Source organism: Burkholderia sp. ZZQ-2, from assembly GCF_050768715.1.
Lineage (GTDB): Bacteria > Pseudomonadota > Gammaproteobacteria > Burkholderiales > Burkholderiaceae > Burkholderia > Burkholderia cepacia.
The window spans coordinates 1-19,340 of the sequence record NZ_LDVA01000245.1 but is presented as its reverse complement, the minus strand read 5'-3'; the positions used below and the strand labels follow the sequence as shown (position 1 = coordinate 19,340).

At 66.0% G+C, this 19,340-nt stretch carries 22 protein-coding genes; 7 read left to right on the top strand and 15 right to left on the bottom strand.

Annotated features, from left to right (window positions below):
* Positions 1–1,130: hypothetical protein (locus ABY44_RS16565; protein ID WP_431641411.1), on the top strand; the 1,130-nt coding region annotated here is incomplete at its 5' end.
* Here ABY44_RS16565 and ABY44_RS16560 read toward each other — a convergent pair.
* Positions 1,110–1,652 carry an FKBP-type peptidyl-prolyl cis-trans isomerase gene (locus ABY44_RS16560; RefSeq protein WP_027786990.1) on the bottom strand — a complete coding sequence of 181 codons (543 nt, stop codon included), beginning with the start codon at positions 1,650–1,652 and terminating at the stop codon, positions 1,110–1,112. The two genes, ABY44_RS16565 and ABY44_RS16560, sit on opposite strands and share 21 nt — an antisense overlap.
* Before the next feature lie 32 nt (positions 1,653–1,684).
* On the opposite strand from ABY44_RS16560, the gene ABY44_RS16555 reads away from it, so the two are divergent.
* The 3 genes from ABY44_RS16555 to ABY44_RS16545 are packed head-to-tail and all read left to right on the top strand — an operon-like array spanning position 1,685 to position 3,400.
* The gene (locus ABY44_RS16555) at positions 1,685–2,905 is read left to right on the top strand and encodes a cupin domain-containing protein (RefSeq protein WP_027786989.1); all 1,221 of its coding nucleotides are present in this window, start codon (positions 1,685–1,687) and stop codon (positions 2,903–2,905) included.
* Between the two features lie 56 nt (positions 2,906–2,961).
* Positions 2,962–3,207 (top strand): hypothetical protein, encoded by a 246-nt coding sequence (locus tag ABY44_RS16550; protein WP_075122947.1) that lies wholly within the window; start codon positions 2,962–2,964, stop codon positions 3,205–3,207.
* Complete coding sequence (locus ABY44_RS16545) at positions 3,137–3,400, top strand: hypothetical protein (RefSeq protein WP_034195863.1); 264 nt, start codon at positions 3,137–3,139, stop codon at positions 3,398–3,400. Before ABY44_RS16550 ends, ABY44_RS16545 begins: the two co-directional genes overlap by 71 nt.
* A gap of 113 nt (positions 3,401–3,513) precedes the next feature.
* On the opposite strand, the gene ABY44_RS16540 is transcribed toward ABY44_RS16545, so the two are convergent.
* The 10 genes from ABY44_RS16540 to ABY44_RS16495 all read right to left on the bottom strand — a co-directional run bounded on the left by ABY44_RS16540 (position 3,514) and on the right by ABY44_RS16495 (position 12,593).
* Positions 3,514–4,290, bottom strand: a complete 777-nt coding sequence (locus ABY44_RS16540) for an MBL fold metallo-hydrolase (protein ID WP_431641410.1) — start codon at positions 4,288–4,290, stop codon at positions 3,514–3,516.
* A gap of 4 nt (positions 4,291–4,294) precedes the next feature.
* Positions 4,295–5,440 carry an outer membrane protein assembly factor BamC gene (gene bamC / locus ABY44_RS16535; RefSeq protein WP_027786987.1) on the bottom strand — a complete coding sequence of 382 codons (1,146 nt, stop codon included), beginning with the start codon at positions 5,438–5,440 and terminating at the stop codon, positions 4,295–4,297.
* 111 nt (positions 5,441–5,551) lie between these two features.
* Positions 5,552–6,457, bottom strand: coding sequence for a 4-hydroxy-tetrahydrodipicolinate synthase (dapA, locus tag ABY44_RS16530; RefSeq protein WP_021162674.1), 906 nt, complete (start codon positions 6,455–6,457; stop codon positions 5,552–5,554).
* 48 nt (positions 6,458–6,505) lie between these two features.
* Positions 6,506–7,108 (bottom strand): class I SAM-dependent methyltransferase, encoded by a 603-nt coding sequence (locus ABY44_RS16525; protein WP_060169956.1) that lies wholly within the window; start codon positions 7,106–7,108, stop codon positions 6,506–6,508.
* Positions 7,109–7,116: 8 nt separating this feature from the next.
* Positions 7,117–8,319, bottom strand: a complete 1,203-nt coding sequence (locus ABY44_RS16520; RefSeq protein ID WP_011352534.1) for a tryptophan--tRNA ligase — start codon at positions 8,317–8,319, stop codon at positions 7,117–7,119.
* An 8-nt stretch (positions 8,320–8,327) separates the two neighbouring features.
* Entirely contained in the window at positions 8,328–8,990 is a 663-nt protein-coding gene (locus ABY44_RS16515) for a site-2 protease family protein (protein WP_027786984.1), read from the bottom strand.
* Between the two features lie 49 nt (positions 8,991–9,039).
* The gene (locus ABY44_RS16510; RefSeq protein ID WP_021157697.1) at positions 9,040–9,672 is read right to left on the bottom strand and encodes an L-threonylcarbamoyladenylate synthase; all 633 of its coding nucleotides are present in this window, start codon (positions 9,670–9,672) and stop codon (positions 9,040–9,042) included.
* An 82-nt stretch (positions 9,673–9,754) separates the two neighbouring features.
* Positions 9,755–10,585: a 3',5'-nucleoside bisphosphate phosphatase gene (locus ABY44_RS16505; protein WP_060169958.1), complete on the bottom strand. Its 831-nt coding sequence runs from the start codon at positions 10,583–10,585 to the stop codon at positions 9,755–9,757.
* Between the two features lie 82 nt (positions 10,586–10,667).
* Positions 10,668–11,558: an alpha/beta fold hydrolase gene (locus ABY44_RS16500; RefSeq protein ID WP_060169961.1), complete on the bottom strand. Its 891-nt coding sequence runs from the start codon at positions 11,556–11,558 to the stop codon at positions 10,668–10,670.
* A gap of 177 nt (positions 11,559–11,735) precedes the next feature.
* Positions 11,736–12,593, bottom strand: a complete 858-nt coding sequence (locus ABY44_RS16495; protein ID WP_059699099.1) for a ferritin-like domain-containing protein — start codon at positions 12,591–12,593, stop codon at positions 11,736–11,738.
* Between the two features lie 149 nt (positions 12,594–12,742).
* Between ABY44_RS16495 and ABY44_RS16490 the strand changes: the two genes are divergently transcribed.
* The 3 genes from ABY44_RS16490 to ABY44_RS16480 all read left to right on the top strand — a co-directional run bounded on the left by ABY44_RS16490 (position 12,743) and on the right by ABY44_RS16480 (position 14,740).
* A complete protein-coding gene (locus ABY44_RS16490) occupies positions 12,743–13,267 on the top strand; it encodes a gamma carbonic anhydrase family protein (protein ID WP_021157692.1) in 525 nt (174 codons plus the stop codon).
* Between the two features lie 25 nt (positions 13,268–13,292).
* Positions 13,293–14,243, top strand: a complete 951-nt coding sequence (hslO, locus tag ABY44_RS16485; RefSeq protein WP_060169964.1) for an Hsp33 family molecular chaperone HslO — start codon at positions 13,293–13,295, stop codon at positions 14,241–14,243.
* A gap of 134 nt (positions 14,244–14,377) precedes the next feature.
* The gene (locus tag ABY44_RS16480; protein WP_060084350.1) at positions 14,378–14,740 is read left to right on the top strand and encodes a hypothetical protein; all 363 of its coding nucleotides are present in this window, start codon (positions 14,378–14,380) and stop codon (positions 14,738–14,740) included.
* Between the two features lie 89 nt (positions 14,741–14,829).
* Here ABY44_RS16480 and ftsB read toward each other — a convergent pair whose 3' ends face one another.
* The 4 genes from ftsB to ABY44_RS16460 all read right to left on the bottom strand — a co-directional run bounded on the left by ftsB (position 14,830) and on the right by ABY44_RS16460 (position 19,236).
* Positions 14,830–15,255, bottom strand: a complete 426-nt coding sequence (ftsB, locus tag ABY44_RS16475; RefSeq protein WP_027786978.1) for a cell division protein FtsB — start codon at positions 15,253–15,255, stop codon at positions 14,830–14,832.
* 81 nt (positions 15,256–15,336) lie between these two features.
* Positions 15,337–16,620: a phosphopyruvate hydratase gene (eno, locus tag ABY44_RS16470; protein ID WP_011352544.1), complete on the bottom strand. Its 1,284-nt coding sequence runs from the start codon at positions 16,618–16,620 to the stop codon at positions 15,337–15,339.
* A 106-nt stretch (positions 16,621–16,726) separates the two neighbouring features.
* Entirely contained in the window at positions 16,727–17,581 is an 855-nt protein-coding gene (kdsA, locus tag ABY44_RS16465) for a 3-deoxy-8-phosphooctulonate synthase (RefSeq protein WP_060084351.1), read from the bottom strand.
* Positions 17,578–19,236, bottom strand: coding sequence for a CTP synthase (locus ABY44_RS16460; RefSeq protein ID WP_021157687.1), 1,659 nt, complete (start codon positions 19,234–19,236; stop codon positions 17,578–17,580). Before ABY44_RS16460 ends, kdsA begins: the two co-directional genes overlap by 4 nt.
* Between the last annotated feature and the right edge of the window lie 104 nt (positions 19,237–19,340).

Genomic DNA, 19,340 nt, shown 5'->3' with positions numbered 1-19,340 from the left:
CGGTCGTGTCGGGCGTGATCAACACTCCTGCGGACGAACCGGCCGCCCAGCGGCTGCTCGATGCGATCGCGCGCGAGCGCAATCTCGCGTTCGTGGTGTATGCGGGCGATCTGAAGGGTTCGAAGGAAGCGTGCCGCGATGCACTGTATTCGCAGCGCGGCGCGATCCTGGATGCGGCACGCGTGCCGCTCGTATTCATTCCCGGTCACGACGACTGGGCAACGTGCAACACCGTGGCCGGCGGTAGCTACGATCCGGTCGAGCGGCTCGACTTCCTGCGGCAGACGCTGCTCGCCGATTCGGCACTGCCCGATCCCGGCGCGCTGCCGATCACGCGGGAAAGCGAAGTCGCACGGTTCCGGCCGTATCGGGAAAATGCACGCTGGATGCGCGACGACATCGTCTACGTCGCACTCAACGCGCCGGCGCCGAACAACCATTACCTGACGGCCGGCGGCCGCAACGGCGAATTCGAGGACCGCATCATCGCGAACGGTTTCTGGATCGACCACGCGGCCGAATACGCGAAGCGGCGCGAGGCGCGTGCGATGGTGGTGATATTCGAAGGCGATCCGCAGTTCGAGCGCTATGAACGCGCGGAACGCTTCGCATGGCTGCGTTTCAACCGGCCGCGCGTGCGGGACGGCTTCCGCGAGTTGAAACGAACGCTGGTGAAGGCGGCGGCGACGTTCCGCGGCCCGATACTCGTGATGCACACGAGCAGCGAAGCGCTGGCGAACGGCTTTCTGATCGACCGCCCGCTGCGTGCGGACGACGGTGAACTGGTCGGTAACGTGACGCGCGTCGCGATCGGACCGCGCCATCCGGTGAATCAGTGGGTCAAGGTGAGCGTGTCGCCGGCACGGCAGACGATCTTCAACGTGAGCCTGCAGGAAGTACCGAAGAACCTGCCCGTGCCCCCCGCGCTGCCGCTCGTGCCCCGTGACGACGTCCCGCTGCCGCAGATGCCGGAAATCCCTGCATTGCCGGCGCTACCTGACTCGTCGTCGGTCGCGCCGCCGCTGCAGGGCGACGGCACCGCTCCGGGCGGCGCGTCGTGGCCTGTGCCAACCCCAGCGTCGGGGCCGGCGCCCGGCCTGCCTGCAAGCTCAGTGCAGGGTGCGCCCTGACGGCGCTTCGCCGTCTTCGTCTTCGTCCTCGTCGACGATCTCGAGCCCTTCAGCGCCATGTGCGTGCTCATGCTCGATTTCGTCTTCGGTGGCTTCGCGAACGTCCTTCACGGTCAGCGCGAAACGCAGCGCCATGCCTGCCAGCGGGTGGTTGCCGTCGAGCACGACCTTGTCTTCGGCGATGTCGGTGACCGTATAGATCAGCGAATCGACTTCCTCGTCGCCGTCTTCCGGCGTGCCTTCGAACTGCATGCCCACTTCGAGCGGCTCGGGAAAACGATCGCGCGGCTCGATCTTCACGAGTTCGGGATCGTAGTCGCCGAACGCGTCCTGCGGCTCGAGCTGGACCTGTGCCTCGTAGCCCGGTTCGTGGCCGTCGAGCTGTTCCTCGATCTTGGGGAACGTGCCATCATAGCCGCCGTGCAGATAAACCATCGGCTCGTCGCTTTCCTCGATCAGATTGCCCTGTGCATCCGACAGCTTGTAAGTGACCGACACGACGGTGTTTTTTGCGATTTTCATCCAATTCTCCCAAATACAAGTCTCATTATACGATGCGCAACCGGTCTCAAGCCGAACCGCGGGATGCCGCTGCCGCCCCGCTCGGCGCGCCGCCCTCCGATCTTCCCACACCGCTGCTCGGCGGTCTTACGCCGACGCAATTCATGCGCGGCTACTGGCAGAAGAAGCCGCTCCTGATCCGCCAGGCGATCCCCGGCGTCGCGTCGCCGGTCTCGCGCGACGCGCTGTTCGAGCTCGCCACGGACTATGACGCGGAATCGCGACTGATCACCCATTTTCGTAACAAGTGGCAACTGGCTCACGGCCCGTTCGAACCGGGCTCGCTGCCGGCCGTCACGCGCAAGGCCTGGACCCTGCTCGTACAAGGGCTCGATCTGCACGTCGACGCGGCGCGCGCGCTGCTCGACCGCTTCCGCTTCATCCCCGACGCGCGGCTGGACGACCTGATGATCTCGTACGCGACGGACGGCGGCGGCGTCGGCCCGCATTTCGATTCATACGACGTCTTCCTGCTGCAGGTCGAGGGCCGGCGCCGCTGGCGCGTCGGCGCGCAGAAGGACCTGTCACTGCAACCGGACGTGCCGCTGAAGATCCTCGAAAACTTCGAGCCGAGCGACGAATGGGTGCTGGAACCCGGCGACATGCTGTACCTGCCGCCGCACATCGCGCACGACGGCGTGGCCGAAGGCGAATGCATGACCTGCTCGATCGGCTTCCGGGCGCCGTCCGCAGGCGAACTGGGCGCCCAGTTCCTGTACTATCTCGCGGAGCGTGGCGGCCTGCGGGACGGGTGCGGCGACGACCTCTACCGCGACCCGAAGCAGCCGGCCGTCGACACGCCCGCGCAACTGCCTCCGGCGATGGTCGAGCGCGTTGCCGAGATCGTCGACGCGATTCGCTGGCGCAAGCGCGACGTCGCAGAGTTTCTCGGCTGCTACCTGAGCGAGCCCAAACCGAACGTCGTTTTCGACCCGCCCGCGCGTCCGCTGTCCGAAGCCGCGTTCGTCACGCAAGCGTCACGTCGTGGCGTGTGTCTCGACAGAAGGGCCGCATTGATGTATAACGCGCGCTCGTACTTCATTAATGGCGAGGAAGGACCGCTCGAGCAAGCCAGCGAATGGCTGCCCGAACTGGCCAATCAACGCCAGATGGAGGCGAAACGGTTTGTAACACTATCCCGGGCTCCCTCAATGACAGCTTTATTGCACGAGTGGTATCGTGCGGGCTGGATACGGGTCGGAAACCGGAATTAGTGTGAGTCGCCCCGTATGCCCGTACAGATCAAATTCTGTATGGGAAAGACAACGTATTGACCCCGCATTTGTCGACGGTCGATAGGAAAGTGCATATAATTTCCGCCCAAGCCGTAGGGAAGATTCACGCTCTAGAAGTGCATCTCCACCAGCGGCCCAGGTCGGTGTTGGAGCACATTACCGGTATTGTTTCGCGCTGTTGCTTACCTTTAACCATAAAAGGACGTGATCATGAAGAAATCCCTCCTCGTAGCTTCCCTGTTGGCTGCTGTTGCACTGGCTGCTTGCAACAAGAGCGCTGATCAAGCTGCTTCGTCGGCTGCAAGCGACGCGGCTGCTGCTGCTTCGACGGCTGCTTCGGCAGTTGCTGGTGCAGCGAGCGACGCTGCTGCCGCTGCTTCGTCGGCAACGGCTGCTGCGAGCGACGCTGCTGCTGCAGTGGCGTCGGCTGCTTCGGCAGCGACGGCTGCTCCGGCTTCGGGCGCAAGCCAGTAAGCCTCAGCGTCAGCTGAAAAAAAACCGGCCCGAGGGCCGGTTTTTTTACGTCTGCCGTTTTCGCGTCTGTCGCCCGGCAGTCGTACCAGGCCGCCGCAGCGGCCCTGCCCTGCTCATCCGAGCGCCAGCCAGTCGAAGCCCGCGTCCTGCGTGGCTACGATCACGTCCTCCCCGTTCGTCCCCAGTACGCCGCCAAACGCCTGGCGGACCAGTTCCGGCAGGTTGTTCTGCTGGCTCAGGTGCGCCCCGACCAGGTGCCGAAGGCGGCTGCGCTCAAGCGATGCGAGGATGGCCGCCGCCGCGTCGTTGCTCAGGTGGCCGTGGTTGCCGCCGATGCGCGCCTTCAGCGACTGCGGATAGCGGCTCGCGGCCAGCATTGCGGTGTCGTGGTTGGATTCGAGCACCAGCGCGTCACAACCGCTCAGTACCGTCGTGATGCGCGGCGTGGCCATGCCGACGTCCGTCAGCACGCCGAGCCGGCTGCAGCCGTCCATAAAGACGAACTGGAGCGGCTCGCGCGCGTCGTGAGGGACCGTATAGGGCATCACGGCCAGATCGCGAATCGCGGCCGTCTCGTCGCCCCACAGCACGTGGAGGTCGACATCGGCCTCGTCCGCGCCGACCGCGCGCGCGGTGCCCCAGCTCATGTAGAGCGGCAGCGACGCCCGGCGGGCGAGCGTCAGCGCACTGCCGACGTGGTCGCTGTGTTCGTGGGTAATCAGGATCGCATCGAGATCGCCGATGCAGAGATTCAGACGGCCGAGCCGACGCTCGACCTCCTTGGCGGAAAAGCCGCAGTCGAGCAGCACGCGGGTGGTCGTCGTGCCGCTCGAGGCCTCGACGACCAGCGCGTTGCCTTCGCTGCCGCTTCCGAGGCTGGCGAATCGCACGCGCTCAGTTCAGCTGCGCGTGGAGCAGCGAAATGATCCGCTGCGCGTCCGACGAGTTGTCGACCTGGCCGTTTGCGCCGATCACCGCGACCTGCGTGCCGCCGTTGCCTTGCGCACGCACGTTGACCAGGAATTCCTTGCCCGGCTTCGCGGCCGCCGGGCCGCCGTAGAACAGCTTGCCGAACAGGCCGTCACGCTTCAGCTCTTCCATCGAATTCGCATAGCGCACGGTGTACACGCCCTTCTCGCGGTCGCGATTGTCGACCGTGAAGTTGGTCCGGTCGAGCGCCAGGCCCACTCGCAGCCACGCACGGTCGAACGACTCGGCCAGCTGCAGCGTTGCCGCGCCGTTGCTCGCGTCGCTGACCTGCGCCGGCGCCGTCGCGGGGCGAGCATCGGTCAGCAGCTGCTTCGCCTGCGCATCGGTCAGCCCGAACTTCTGCATCAACTTCGACAGGAACACGGCTTCCAGCACCGGGTTGCGCGGACGCTCCTCCCAGCGCGACGACGTGCCGCCCTGCGGGCCGACCATCATTTCTTCCATCGCGCTGTGCGTGATCGAGATGTCGGTGTTGCCGTCCGACGTGCGGTTCACGAGCGTACGGAAGCGGTCGCGCGTACCGGACGAGTATGCGAAATCGATGACCTTGCCGATCGTGCGACGGAACCAGTCGTCAGGAATGTTCGCGCGGTTTTCGGCCCAGTCGGTGGCCATGATGCCCGTCGACGGCGCGTCGGTCTTCAGCGAGAAGCCGTTCTCCTGCCAGAACTCCTTCAGGATCGGCCACAGCTGCTCGGGCGTCCGGCCATCGACGACGAGCCAGCGGCGATCGCCGTCGCGCTCGATGTGCATGCCGAACGGATCCTGCGCGCTCGGAATGCCGTCGGTCGCGTTGCCGGCCTGGGTCGTGGCCCGCGGCGGCAGCGTGCCGAGGCCGGCGTTGCTCGGCGGCGCGACGAACTGCTGCGTCGTCGGCACCGGCTTCAGGTCGCTCGGCACCGCGAGCGGCGGCGCCGAACCGGTGTTCTTGTAGTTGACCCGGTCGGGGGCCAGATAGTCGTTCAGCGTATCGCAGCCGGCGAGCGCGCCCAGCGCCAGCGCCACCACCGACATCTGGATGGCGCGAGAGGAAAAGGCGAAACGTTTCATGAAATCCTTCGTCTTGCTAGAACGCTCGTCAGGAGCGGCGCCGGACGGAGCCGGCCGGTGCGGGTTGATCAGGGTACGAGCCGGCGGCCGCAGGACGCGGCCGCCTCGGCATCAGGCGAGGACGCCGGCCTCGACGAGGGCCGAACGCACGGCATCGTGGCAGCGCTCGTCGAGCGCCGTGAGCGGCAGCCGGATGCCGCCCTGCATCTTGCCCATCGCCTGCAGCGCCCACTTCACCGGAATCGGGTTCGCCTCGATGAACAGGTTCTTGTGCAGCGACAGCAGCTTCATGTGCAGTTCGCGGGCCGTCTGTACGTCGCCGGCCAGCGCCGCGCGGCACAGCTCGCTCATCGCACGCGGCGCGACGTTCGCCGTGACCGAGATGTTGCCGTGGCCGCCGAGCAGCATCAGCGCGATTGCCGTCGGATCGTCGCCGCTATAGATCGCGAAATGCTTCGGTGCAGCCTTGATCAGGTGCGCGGCGCGATCGATGTTGCCGGTCGCTTCCTTCACGCCGATGATGCCCGGGACTTCCGCGAGGCGCAGCATCGTCTCGTTCGCCATGTCCGCGACCGTGCGGCCCGGCACGTTGTACAGGATCACCGGCAGGTCGACCGCTTCGGCGATCGTCTTGAAGTGACGGTACATGCCTTCCTGCGTCGGCTTGTTGTAGTACGGCACGACCTGCAGCGTCGCGTCCGCGCCGACGGCTTTCGCGTGTTTCGTCAGCTCGATCGCCTCGGCGGTCGAGTTGCCGCCCGCGCCCGCGATGATCGGGATGCGTTTCGCCGCATGCTCGACCGCCGTGCGGATCATCAGGATGTGCTCTTCGACGTTGAGCGTTGCCGACTCGCCGCTCGTACCGACCACGACCAGCGCATCGGTGCCTTCCGCGATATGCCAGTCGATCAGTTTGCGAAACGCCGGCAGGTCGAGACTGCCGTCTTCGAGCATCGGGGTGACGATCGCGGGGATGCTGCCGCGGATTTGAATGCCGTCTTGGGTGCCGTTAGCCATGAAACGCGATTGAGGTTATGTACCGGTAAACGTTGAGATTGTAGCGGATTAGCCGGGCAGTTCGTAACGTGGAATTCCCGCCCCCGCCTTCGGGGTCGCGCCCTCGCGCACTGCGCAGAGACGCTGGACGAACGCCTCGCGCGGCGCGGCAACGAACCCGTCCTCGTACGCCACCACCCGCAGGCGGCCGTGCACGGCATCCAGCAGCTCGCCCGGGGCGAGCAGGAACGCGGGGTTGGACGGTTTACCGACCGATTCGTTTCCTTGCGCGAAGGTTTCGTAGATGAGCACGCCGCCCGGCGCCACCGCATCGAGCAGATGGGGCCAGAGCGGACGATGCAGATAATGGGTGACGATCACCGCCGAAAACTGCTCGCCGGCCGGCAATGGCCACGGCGCGCCTTCGAGATCGGCGTCACGGGCGTCGACGCCCGGAATCGCACGCAACGCGGCCAGCGCGACCGGGTCGCGGTCGAGTGCGACGACCGGATGCCCGCGCGACGCGAACCAGCGCGCGTGGCGCCCGCCGCCCGCGGCGACATCCAGCACCGTGCCGCCTGCCGGCACGAGCCGCGACCATTGCGCGACCCAGCGCGACGGCTCGGCCTGAGCGACGTGGCCGCCCGCGGCGGCGATGACGGATGCGCTCATGCGGTCGATCAGTTGTACGACAGGCCCATCGCGTCGCGCACGTCGCGCATCGTTTCCGTCGCGTACTTGCGCGCCTTGTCGCAACCGTCCGCGACGATCGCGCGCAGCAGCGACGGATCGTCCATGTACTTCTGCGCACGCTCGAGCATCGGCTGCTGCTCGCGCAGGATGCCTTCGACGACCGGCTGCTTGCAATCGAGGCAGCCGATACCCGCCGAACGACAGCCCTTCTGCACCCAGTCGTGCGTCGCTTCGTCCGTATAGACCTGGTGCAGCTGCCACACCGGGCACTTGTCGGGATCGCCCGGATCGGTGCGGCGCACGCGCGCGGGATCGGTCGGCATCGTGCGGACCTTCTTCGTGATCGTCTCGGCGTCTTCACGCAGGCCGATCGTGTTGCCGTACGACTTGGACATCTTCTGCCCGTCGAGACCCGGCATCCGCGATGCTTCGGTGAGGAGCGCCTGCGGCTCGACGAGGATGATCTTGCGCGCGCCTTCGAGATAGCCGAACAGGCGCTCGCGGTCGCTCATCGACAGACTCTGCGATTCCTGCAGCATCGCGCGCGCCTGTTCGAGCGCCTCGTCGTCGCCCTCCTGCTGGTATGCATTGCGCAGCTCGTGATAGAGCTTCGCGCGCTTGCCGCCGAGTTTCTTCGCGGCATCGAGCGCCTTCTCCTCGAAGCCCGGCTCGCGGCCGTACAGGTAGTTGAAGCGGCGCGCGATCTCGCGCGTCATCTCGACGTGCGGCACCTGGTCTTCACCGACCGGCACGAGCGAGCCGCGATACAGCAGGATGTCGGCCGCCATCAGCACCGGGTAGCCGAGGAAGCCGTAGGTCGACAGATCCTTGTCCTTCAGCTTCTCCATCTGCTCCTTGTAGGTCGGCACGCGTTCGAGCCAGCCGAGCGGCGTGCTCATGCCGAGCAGCAGCGCGAGTTCGGCATGTTCGGGCACCTTGCTCTGGATGAACAGCGTCGCCTGGGCCGGATCGATGCCGGACGCAAGCCAGTCGATCAGCACGTCCCACACGTTCTTCTCGATGACCTCGGGAGTCTCGTAGTGCGTCGTCAGCGCATGCCAGTCGACGACGCAGAAGAAGCACGGGTACTCGGACTGCAGCTTCACCCAGTTTTTCAGCACGCCGTGGTAATGACCGAGGTGCAGCGACCCGGTGGGTCGCATGCCGGAGAAAATACGTTCAGGGAACATGATTATCGTTAGAAAAGCGAGGCGAATGGGGACAGGATGGCGCTCAGGACGGCATAGCCGACGTTGACGAGCGGGCGCAGCCAGAAATTCGTCAGCACGCCCGTCGCGACCAGCGCGAGGACGATGATGAAACCGTACGGCTCGATGCGCGACAGCGCGATCGATTGCTTCGTCGGCAGCAGCGCCGCCAGGATGCGGCCGCCGTCGAGCGGCGGCAGCGGAAACAGGTTCAGCACGCCCAGTACGAGGTTCGCGCTGACGCCGGCAAACGCCATCCGCGTGAAGAACGGCTCGTCGATGCCGACGGCGGGCAGCACGAGCGTCAGCACGCCCCAGATCAGCGCCTGCACGAAGTTGCAGGCCGGCCCCGCGAGCGATACCCACAGGCTGCCCCAGCGCGGATCGCGCAGGTTGCCGAACGACACCGGCACCGGCTTCGCATAGCCGAACAGGAACGCGCCGCCCGTCAGGAAATACATCGCGAGCGGGATCGCGATCGTGCCGAGCGGATCGATGTGGCGCATCGGGTTGAACGACACGCGCCCCATCATGTAGGCGGTGTTGTCGCCGAGCAGGCGGGCGGCGTAGCCGTGCGCGGCCTCGTGCAGCGTGATCGCGAAGATCACGGGCAGCGCGTAGACGGCGATGGTCTGTATCAGGGAAGCATCCATATCGCGTTATTGTAACAAGCGCACTCGTGCAAAAAATGGAACGGCGCGCTTACGGCGCCGAGAGGCCGAACGGCTCGAGCGCGCCGCGCCCCGCGCGCACGAGCTCGGGCTCGTCGCCGGTGAGATCGATCACCGTCGACGGCTCGCGCGGGCACGCGCCACCGTCGATCACGAGATCGACCTGTTTCTCGAGCCGCGCGCGAATATCTTCGGGATCGTTGAGCGGCTCGTCGTCGGGCGGCAGGATCAGCGTCGTGCCGAGCAGCGGCTGGCCGAGCGACTCCAGCAACGCGAGCGTGATCGCGTGATCGGGCACGCGCAACCCGATCGTCTTGCGCGACGGATGCGACAGCCGGCGCGGCACTTCCTTGGTCGCCTGCAGGATGAACACGTACGGGCCGGGCGTCACCGACTTGATCTGGCGGTACTGGCGGTTGTCGACCATCGCGAAGTTGGCGAGCTCCGACAGGTCGCGCACGAGCAGCGACAGGTGCTGCTTCTCGTCGAGGCCGCGAATCCGGCGCACCCGCTCGACCGCATCCTTGTCGTCGAGATGGCACGCGAGCGCATAGCTCGAATCGGTCGGCATCGCGATCACGCCGCCCTTGCTGACGATCTCCACGGCCTGCTTGATCAGGCGCGGTTGCGGATTATCCGGATGAATCCTGAAGAATTGGGACATGGGGGTACGTGGGGGTACGTAAAGGAAGAGAAATCGGATGCGCGCGCCGGCGGCAACGCGGGCGGCAGACCGCCGCCCGGTGTCAGAGCCAGCGCTCCCAGACCGGCGTCAGGTCGGGCGGCAGCGGCGGCAGGCCGCCGAGCTCGACACGGCCCTCGCCTGGCGCATGGAAATCCGAGCCGCGCGATACCTCGAAGCCGAAGCGGCGTGCGACGTCCGCGTATTCGCGGTACTGGTCGGGCGTGTGGCTGCCCGTCACGACCTCGATCGCGCGGCCGCCCAGATCGATGAACTCGCCGAAAAACGCGTCGAATTCGACGGGCGTATAGCGATAACGGCCCGGATGCGCGACCACGGCTTCACCGCCGGCCGCCCGAATCCAGGCGACGGCGTCGGGCAGCGTCGCCCAACGGTGCGGGACGAACCCGGGCTTGCCGTCGCCGAGCAGGCGATCGAACACGTCGGACGTCGATTCGGCATGGCCGTTCTCGACGAGAAACCGCGCGAAATGCGTGCGGGAGATCAGGTCTGGATTCGATACGTACTTCAGCGCGCCTTCGTACGCGCCGGGAATGCCGAGCGTGGCGAGCTGCTCGCCGATCGCCAGCGCGCGCGCCGCGCGGCCGTGGCGCGTGCGATACAGGCCGTCGACGAGCACCGGATTCGCGGGATCGACGTTCAGGCCGACGATGTGCACGGTGCGCGACGCCCACGTGACCGAAATCTCGACGCCGCTCAGGTAGCGCATGCCGAGCGCTTCCGCCTCGCCGCGCGCCGCCGCCTGGCCGCCGATTTCGTCGTGGTCGGTCAACGCCCACAGGGTCACGCCGCCGGCATGGGCGCGGCGCGCGACGTCGGCAGGCGACAGCAACCCGTCGGAAACATTCGAATGGCAGTGGAGATCGGCGTTCATTGTCGGCATGGCAGGTAAGGCTTCATTCTACTGCAACGCGGCAATGCGCCGCCCGCCTGCCCCGCCGCTGACGCCGCGCGGCTTACGCGCAGAACGCCTCGATCAGCGCCGCGATCTGCTCGGGCTGGTCATGATGCACCATGTGGCCGGCATCCTCGACGAGCTTCTCGCGCCAGTCGGGAAACGCGTTGAAACGCGCCTTGAATTCCGGCAGCGGGATATCGCCGGCGATGTGCGCGAGCGTCGGCGAGTTGACGGCCTCGACGTGCAGCACCTTCGCACGCACCTGCGCCCAGGTAGCCATCACTTCGTCGAGCCGGTACAGCAGCGGGCCCGGCATCTTGTGAGCGGGGTCGGCCAGCAGGTGGTAGAGGCCGTCGTCGCCGCGCTTCGACCAGTGCGCGGCGAGGAACGCGGCTCGACGCGGGTCCAGCCGGGGATTGGTCCTGGTCAGGCGCGCCGCCACGTCGTCGAGTGACGCATAAGGGCGCAGCGCGGGCGGTTCGCGCAACTCGTCGAGCCAGCCGCGCAGCCGGCGCGGCGCCTGCTCGGCCCGCGCGGGCGCGAGCCCGAAACCCTCGAGATCGACCACGCGCCGCACGCGCTCCGGCCGTGCACCGGCATACAGGCACACGACGTTTGCGCCCATGCTGTGCCCGACCAGATTGACTTCGCCGGTCGGCGCATAGTGGTCGACGAGCGCATCGAGATCGCCCAGGTATTCATGGAACCAGTAATGGCCGCCACCCTGCCGCGCGACCGGCCAGTCGGACAGCCCGAAGCCGCGCGCATCGGGCGCGATCACCTGCCAGTCGCCCGCGAGCGCATCGACGACGAACTGGAACGACGCCGCGACGTCCATCCAGCCATGCAGCATGAACAGCGTCGGCGCATCGGGCCGGCCCCAGCGCCGGACATGCAGCTGGACGCCGCGCACCATGACGAAATCGGAAACAGAACTCGAGGCACTCATCGCAGCCGCTCAAAAAAAGAATGGTCGTTCGATTATAGCGGCGGCGCTTTCTTTCCGGCGGCCGGCAGTCGAGGCGCCGCTCTAGCGGCGCCGGCGCGCACGGGACGCCGGGACGCGCCATCTGCCGGGTGCCCTGGACAGCCGGCGGCGGTCGAAACGCAGCCGAACCCGAGCGGGTCAGCGCGGCGCGCTTCCGTCCGCCCCGTCCTGCGCGGCCAGTTCGTCGAGTTCAGCCTGCTCGAATCCGGCATCGCGGCGTGCGTCGAAATTGAACGGGCCGCGCAGCCGCGGGGCATGGTATTGCTCGGCGAGCTGCCGGTAGGTCGGCACGGGATCGCGGCCGGCTTCGTCGCACAGATGCCGGAACCAGCGGTTGCCGATCGCGACATGGCCGATTTCGTCGCGCAGGATCACGTCGAGGATCGCGGCCGACGCCTCGTCGCCCGCCTGTACGAGCCGCGCGCGAATCGGCGGCGATGCGTCGAGCCCGCGGGCCTCGAGCGTACGCGGCACGAGCGCCATGCGCGCAAGCACGTCGCCCTTGGTTCGTTCGCACATCTCCCACAGGCCGTTGTGCGCGGGAAAATCGCCGTACGCATGCCCGAATGCCGCCAGGCGGTCCGACAGCAGCGTGAAGTGGTACGCCTCCTCGGCCGCCACCTTCAGCCAGTCCGAGTAGAACGCGTTCGGCAGGCCCGCGAAGCGCCAGACGGCGTCGAGCGCGAGGTTGATCGCATTGAACTCGATATGGGCAAGCGCGTGCAGCAGCACGGCGCGCCCTTCGGGCGAACGCATGCTGCGTCGCTCGAGCTGGCGCGGCTCGACCAGCGGCGGGCGCGCCGGGCGCCCGGGCAGGTCGGCCGGCTCGGGCAATTCGAGCGACGGGGCGATCGTCGCCCGCCCGGCCAGCAGCGCATCGTGGAGCGAGCGCACCTGTGCGGCCTTGGCCGCGGGTTCTGCGTCACGCAGTGCGACAAGCGCGGCGCGGCGCACGCAGGCACGCGCATCGCCGAAAGAAGAAGACTCCATGCTCATAAACGGGGACACCCTGCGCGCGCATCGCGGGAGCGCACGCACGCGACGGTTTACAATAGGCGATTGTTCCGCGGCGCAATGCGAACGCGCCGGGCAAACCGGACGCGCCATTCTACCGGCGCCCATCATCGAAGAGACAAGGAGACTCCGTGACGATCTACAAGCTGGGCGATACGGCCCCGACGATCCACGAAAGCGTATTCGTCGCCGACACGGCGGCCATCATCGGCAAGGTCGTGCTCGAGGAGAACGCGAGCGTCTGGTTCGGTGCGACGATTCGCGGCGACAACGAGACGATTACCGTCGGCGCGGGCAGCAACGTCCAGGAAGGCGCGGTACTGCATACGGACCCGGGCTTTCCGCTGACGATTGCCGAAAACGTTACGATCGGGCACCAGGCCATGCTGCACGGCTGCACGATCGGCGAAGGGTCGCTGGTCGGGATTCAGGCAGTGGTCTTGAATGGAGCGGTGATCGGCCGCAACTGTCTGGTCGGTGCCGGCGCGGTCGTGACGGAAGGCAAGACGTTCCCGGACAATTCGCTGATTCTCGGCGCACCGGCGAAAGTCGTGCGCGAGCTGACGGCGGAAGACATCGCGCGGCTGCGCACGAACGCGAAGACGTACGTCGAGCGGCGTGCGCATTTCAAGGAGCAACTCGTGCGAATCGGGTGATTCGCACGGATTTCAAGGAAGAAGAGTGAGCGACCAGTTACAGAAATTCATGTTCAATGCGGCGCCCGTGCGCGGCGAGATCGTTTCGCTGCGCAATACGTGGCAGGAAGTGCTCTCCCGCCGCGACTACCCGGCCCCCGTGCGCACGGTGCTCGGCGAGATGATGGCCGCATGCGCGCTGCTGTCCGCGAACCTGAAATTCAACGGCACCCTGATCATGCAGATCTTCGGCGACGGGCCGGTCCAGATGCTGGTCGTCCAGTGCGGCTCGGATCTGTCGATGCGGGCCACCGCGAAGTTCGCCGGCGACGCCGCCCAGACGATCGGCGACGACACGAGCTTCGCATCGCTCGTCAATGCGAGCGGTCACGGCCGTTGCGTGATCACGCTCGACCCGGCCGACAAGCTGCCGGGCCAGCAGCCGTACCAGGGCATCGTGCCGCTGAACGGCGTCGACGGCCCGCTCGAATCCGTCTCGCAGGTGCTCGAGCATTACATGCATCACTCGGAGCAGCTCGACACGCGGATGTGGCTCGCGGCCGATCGCGACCGTGCGGTCGGCATGCTGCTGCAGAAGCTGCCGGGCGACGGCGGCATCGTGCCGCGCAACGCCGAAACCGATACCGATACGTGGGAGCGCGTCTGCACGCTCGGCAGCACGCTGTCCGCCAAGGAACTGCTCGAGGTCGAACCGGAAGTCGTGTTCCGCCGGCTGTTCTGGCAGGAAAACGTGCAGCACTTCGAGCCGGCCGGCACGCGCTTCCAGTGCTCGTGCTCGCGCGAGAAGGTCGGTGCGATGCTGCGCATGCTCGGCCGCGAAGAAGTCGACAGCGTGATCGTCGAGCGTGGCCACGTCGAGATCCATTGCGAGTTCTGCAATCAGCGCTATGAATTCGATCCGGTCGACGTCGCGCAGCTGTTCGCGGCACCCGGCGTCGAGACGGGCATCGCGCCCGCGACCGAACAGCGTCACTGAGCGACGACCCGATGCCCGCCGTCCGGGCACGGGCGCATAATGACGCACGAGCGTCGCACGCAAGGCTCGCGCGCCGAAGTCCCGCACTTCGGCGCAAGCCGCTTCCCGTCGTCGGCGCGCTGCAGGAGAAACACATGAATCGCCCGCTTCGCCTCACGTTTCGAACCGTCGTCCTGACGAGCGTTGCCGCCTGCACGCTCGCGCTTGCCGGCTGCGCGATGCCGCCGCCGACTTCCACGATCCTGAGCCGCCTGCCCGAACCCGGCGCATCGGGCGGCCAGCCGCCCGCGCTGTCGAGCGCCGAACGCAAGCGCTATGACGAGATCGACCAGCAGGTGCTGCGCGAACAGAACAGCGCGATGGCAGCCGAGGCAGCCGCGCGCGCGTGGGCTTATTACTCGCCGCCGCCCGTAACCGTCTACGGCGGGTATTACGGCGGATGGGGCAATCGCTGGGGCACGGGTATCAGCTACGGCTACCCGGGATGGTGGTGGTGAGCATCCATCGCTCAGCCGATTGACTACCGGCAGGAAATAAAAAAGCGCGGCATTTCCCGCGCCTTTTCAATGGGTTCGAACGATCGTGATCAGTGATGCGCGGCCTTGCCCTTGTCGCCGCCATGATGCCGCGACGGCTTCGCGATCGACTGCGGATTCGGCACGACGCGCACCGGCGCCGCGGACACGGCGCCGCGCGTCGACGTATTCGACGGCATGTTGTTCAGCGGCGCGGCCGGCGCATTCGGCGACACGAACTGCACGAATACCTCGCCGTCCTTCACCATGCCCATCTCGTAGCGCGCGCGCTCCTCGATGGCCGCGGTGCCGCTCTGCAGATCCTGCACTTCGCCGGCAGTGCGCTCGTTGCGCAGCTTCTCGTCCGCATTCTTCTGGAGCTGGTCGTCGAGCTGCTGACGCAATTCATGCACCCGCAGCCAGCCGCCGTGTCCCCACCATAGGGGGTACTGAATGAGCGCCAGCAAGGCAATCAGGACGACAGTGACAAGCCGCATGTAAGAAACGCAGATATAAGAAGCGCCGCTCCGCGCACATGCACAGAGCGGCGTCGATATGACGAACCCGATAGTAGCGCGTTAGCGCAGGTTATAGAAAGCCGATTTACCCGGGTAGCTCGCGATGTCGCCGAGATCTTCCTCGATGCGCAGCAGCTGGTTGTACTTCGAGATACGGTCGCTGCGCGACAGCGACCCCGTCTTGATCTGACCGGCGTTCAGGCCGACCGCGATATCCGCGATCGTCGAATCTTCCGTTTCGCCCGAGCGGTGCGAGATCACGGCCGTGTAGCCTGCGCGCTTCGCCATTTCGATGGCCGCGAACGTTTCGGTCAGCGTACCGATCTGGTTGATCTTGATGAGGATCGAGTTCGCGATGCCCTTCTCGATGCCTTCCTTCAGGATGCGCGTGTTCGTGACGAACAGGTCGTCGCCGACCAGCTGCACCTTCTTGCCGAGGCGGTCGGTCAGCAGCTTCCAGCCTTCCCAGTCGCTTTCGTGCATGCCGTCCTCGATCGACACGATCGGGAACTTGTCGGCGAGCGTCGCGAGGTAGTCGGTGAATTCGGCCGACGACAGTTGCAGGCCTTCGCCCGCGAGCTGGTACTTGCCGTCGTGATAGAACTCGGATGCCGCGCAGTCGAGCGCGAGCAGCACGTCTTCGCCCGCACGGTAGCCGGCCTTCTCGATCGCCTGCAGGATCGTCGACAGGCACTCGTCGTTGCTGCCGAAGTTCGGCGCGAAGCCGCCTTCGTCGCCGACTGCCGTGCTCATGCCGCGGTCGCTCAGGATCTTCTTCAGTGCGTGGAACACTTCCGCGCCGCAACGCAGGGCTTCACGGAACGTCGGCTGGCTCACCGGGACGATCATGAATTCCTGGATGTCGAGGCTGTTGTTCGCATGCGCGCCGCCGTTGACGATGTTCATCATCGGCACCGGCAGTTGCATCGCGCCCGAACCGCCGAAGTAGCGGTACAGCGGCAGGCCGGCCTCTTCGGCGGCCGCCTTCGCGACGGCCATCGACACGGCCAGCATCGCGTTCGCGCCGAGGCGCGACTTGTTGTCGGTGCCGTCCAGCTCGAGCAGCGTCTTGTCGAGGAACGCCTGTTCCGACGCGTCGAGGCCCATGATGGCTTCGGAGATTTCGGTGTTGATGTGCTCGACCGCCTTCAGCACGCCCTTGCCGTTGTAGCGGCCGGCTTCGCCGTCGCGCAGTTCGATCGCTTCACGCGAGCCGGTGGACGCGCCCGACGGCACGGCCGCGCGGCCCATCGTGCCCGATTCGAGCAGCACGTCGCATTCGACGGTGGGGTTGCCGCGCGAATCCAGAATCTCGCGGCCGATGATATCTACGATTGCACTCATGGGTTTCCTCTGAGAATGACGATGGATTCTTCAAACTGCGACGGCGCGCGCGCCCGAACCGCTTTCGCTACTGACGCGCGAAACCGTCGCAAGGTTCATTCGATCTTTAATTGAAATCGTTTTCCAGGAACGGGTGGCGCTTCACCGCCTGGTCGAGCGTGACGAGGGTCTCCAGCAGCGCGCCCATCCGGTTCAGCGGCACCGCGTTCGGGCCGTCCGATTTTGCCTCGGCCGGATTGGGGTGCGTTTCCATGAAGAGGCCCGCGACGCCCGTCGCGACCGCCGCACGGGCAAGCACCGGCACGAATTCGCGCTGGCCGCCCGAGCTCGTGCCCTGCCCGCCCGGCAACTGCACCGAGTGGGTCGCGTCGAACACGACCGGGGCGCTCGTCTCGCGCATGATCGCGAGCGAACGCATGTCCGACACGAGATTGTTGTAGCCGAACGAGACACCGCGCTCGCACGCCATGAAGCGGTCTTCCGACAGCCCCGCTTCACGTGCGGCGTCGCGCGCCTTGTCGATCACGTTCTTCATGTCGTGCGGCGCGAGGAACTGGCCCTTCTTGATGTTGACGGGCTTGCCCGAGCGCGCGCACGCCTGGATGAAATCGGTCTGGCGGCACAGGAACGCGGGCGTCTGCAGCACGTCGACGACCGACGCGACCTGCTCGATCTCGTCGATCGAATGCACGTCGGTCAGCACCGGCAGGCCGAGCTGGCGCTTCACCTCGGACAGGATCCGCAGGCCCTCGTCCATTCCGAGGCCACGAAACGACTTGCCCGAGCTGCGGTTCGCCTTGTCGTAGGACGACTTGTAGATGAACGGAACGTTCAGCTTCGCGCAGATTTCCTTCAGGCGGCCTGCCGTGTCGATCGTCATTTGCTCCGACTCGACGACGCAGGTACCCGCGATCAGGAAGAAAGGTTTGTCGAGACCGACCTCGAAATCGCACAGCTTCATGCTTGCACTCCGCGCGCTTGCTTGTTGGCGAGCGCGGCTTCGACGAACGACTTGAAGAGGGGATGACCGTCACGCGGCGTGGACGTGAATTCCGGGTGGAACTGGACGCCGACGAACCACGGGTGCATCGAACGCGGCAGCTCCATCATTTCCGGCAGATCCTCGCTCGGGGTACGGGCGCTGATGATAAGGCCGCCGGCTTCGAGCTGGGGCACGAAGCGGTTATTGACTTCATAACGGTGGCGATGGCGTTCGTTCACGTCCTTGCCATAGATTTCCTCGGCCATCGTGCCGGGCTTGATCGGGCAGCGCTGCGAACCGAGGCGCATCGTGCCGCCGAGGTCGGATTCCTCGGTGCGCGTCTCGACCTTGCCGTCGCGGTCATACCACTCGGTGATCAGCGCGACCACGCGTTCCGGCGTGTCCGGCTCGAATTCCGTGCTGTTCGCCTGCTTCAGGCCGACGACGTCGCGTGCGAATTCGATCACCGCGAGCTGCATGCCGAGGCAGATGCCGAGATACGGCACCTTGGCTTCACGCGCATAGCGGATCGCCGCGATCTTGCCTTCCGTGCCGCGACGGCCGAAACCGCCCGGCACCAGCACGGCGTCGAGGTGCTTCAGGCTGTCGACACCGTTCGACTCGATCTCTTCCGAGTCGATGTATTCGATGTTGACCTTGGTCGACGTGTGCAGCGATGCGTGGCGCAGCGCCTCGATCAGCGACTTGTACGACTCGGTCAGGTCGACGTACTTGCCGACCATGCCGATCGTCACTTCGTGCTTCGGGTTCTCGAGCTTCTCGACGAGTTCCGACCACATGCTCAGGTCGGCGTCCTTCGGCGACAGCTTCAGTTCCTCGCAGATGATCCGGTCGAGGCCCTGGTCGTGCAGCATCTGCGGAATCTTGTAGATGCTGTCGGCGTCCCACACCGAGATCACGGCGTCTTCCGGCACGTTCGAGAACATCGAGATCTTCTTCGATTCGTCGTCCGGAATGCGGCGGTCCGCACGGCACAGCAGCACGTGCGGCAGGATGCCGATCTCGCGCAGCTTCTGCACGCTGTGCTGGGTCGGCTTCGTCTTCAACTCGCCGGCCGTCGCGACGTACGGCACCAGCGTCAGGTGCACGAAGCACGCGCTGTTGCGGCCGAGGCGCAGGCTCATCTGGCGCGCGGCTTCAAGGAACGGCAGCGATTCGATGTCGCCGACCGTGCCGCCGATCTCGACGATCGCGACGTCCGGTTCGCCGCAGGTGGCCGATGCCGCCCCGCGCTCGATGAACGCCTGGATTTCGTTCGTGATGTGCGGAATCACCTGCACGGTCTTGCCGAGATAGTCGCCGCGGCGTTCCTTGCGGATCACCGATTCGTAGATCTGGCCGGTCGTGAAGTTGTTGGCCTTGCGCATCTTCGTGCTGATGAAGCGCTCATAGTGGCCGAGGTCGAGGTCGGTCTCCGCTCCGTCTTCCGTCACGAACACTTCGCCGTGCTGGAACGGGCTCATCGTGCCGGGGTCGACGTTGATGTAGGGATCGAGTTTGAGGAGGGTGACTTTCAGACCGCGCGATTCGAGGATCGCGGCGAGGGAGGCGGCGGCAATACCCTTGCCGAGGGAAGAAACTACGCCGCCGGTGACGAAAACATATTTGGTCATCGCTGAATGCTCGCGGGAAAAACGGATTATACCGTAAAGCCCGCCCTTCTCTCAGCAATTGACTCGATGATCGCGCCCTTTCGCGCCGCCCCGCACCAGCCGTG

Coding starts and splice junctions, on each gene's coding strand:
- ABY44_RS16515 (WP_027786984.1), bottom strand. CDS start 8,990: ATGGATGCTTCCCTGATACAGACCATCGCCGTCTACGCGCTGCCCGTG.
- ABY44_RS16510 (WP_021157697.1), bottom strand. CDS start 9,672: ATGTCCCAATTCTTCAGGATTCATCCGGATAATCCGCAACCGCGCCTG.
- dapA (WP_021162674.1), bottom strand. CDS start 6,457: ATGGCTAACGGCACCCAAGACGGCATTCAAATCCGCGGCAGCATCCCC.
- ABY44_RS16460 (WP_021157687.1), bottom strand. CDS start 19,236: ATGACCAAATATGTTTTCGTCACCGGCGGCGTAGTTTCTTCCCTCGGC.
- ABY44_RS16560 (WP_027786990.1), bottom strand. CDS start 1,652: ATGAAAATCGCAAAAAACACCGTCGTGTCGGTCACTTACAAGCTGTCG.
- ABY44_RS16525 (WP_060169956.1), bottom strand. CDS start 7,108: ATGAGCGCATCCGTCATCGCCGCCGCGGGCGGCCACGTCGCTCAGGCC.
- ABY44_RS16545 (WP_034195863.1), top strand. CDS start 3,137: ATGAAGAAATCCCTCCTCGTAGCTTCCCTGTTGGCTGCTGTTGCACTG.
- ftsB (WP_027786978.1), bottom strand. CDS start 15,255: ATGCGGCTTGTCACTGTCGTCCTGATTGCCTTGCTGGCGCTCATTCAG.
- bamC (WP_027786987.1), bottom strand. CDS start 5,440: ATGAAACGTTTCGCCTTTTCCTCTCGCGCCATCCAGATGTCGGTGGTG.
- ABY44_RS16555 (WP_027786989.1), top strand. CDS start 1,685: ATGCGCAACCGGTCTCAAGCCGAACCGCGGGATGCCGCTGCCGCCCCG.
- ABY44_RS16500 (WP_060169961.1), bottom strand. CDS start 11,558: ATGAGTGCCTCGAGTTCTGTTTCCGATTTCGTCATGGTGCGCGGCGTC.
- kdsA (WP_060084351.1), bottom strand. CDS start 17,581: ATGAAGCTGTGCGATTTCGAGGTCGGTCTCGACAAACCTTTCTTCCTG.
- ABY44_RS16505 (WP_060169958.1), bottom strand. CDS start 10,585: ATGAACGCCGATCTCCACTGCCATTCGAATGTTTCCGACGGGTTGCTG.
- ABY44_RS16520 (WP_011352534.1), bottom strand. CDS start 8,319: ATGTTCCCTGAACGTATTTTCTCCGGCATGCGACCCACCGGGTCGCTG.
- eno (WP_011352544.1), bottom strand. CDS start 16,620: ATGAGTGCAATCGTAGATATCATCGGCCGCGAGATTCTGGATTCGCGC.
- ABY44_RS16480 (WP_060084350.1), top strand. CDS start 14,378: ATGAATCGCCCGCTTCGCCTCACGTTTCGAACCGTCGTCCTGACGAGC.
- ABY44_RS16495 (WP_059699099.1), bottom strand. CDS start 12,593: ATGAGCATGGAGTCTTCTTCTTTCGGCGATGCGCGTGCCTGCGTGCGC.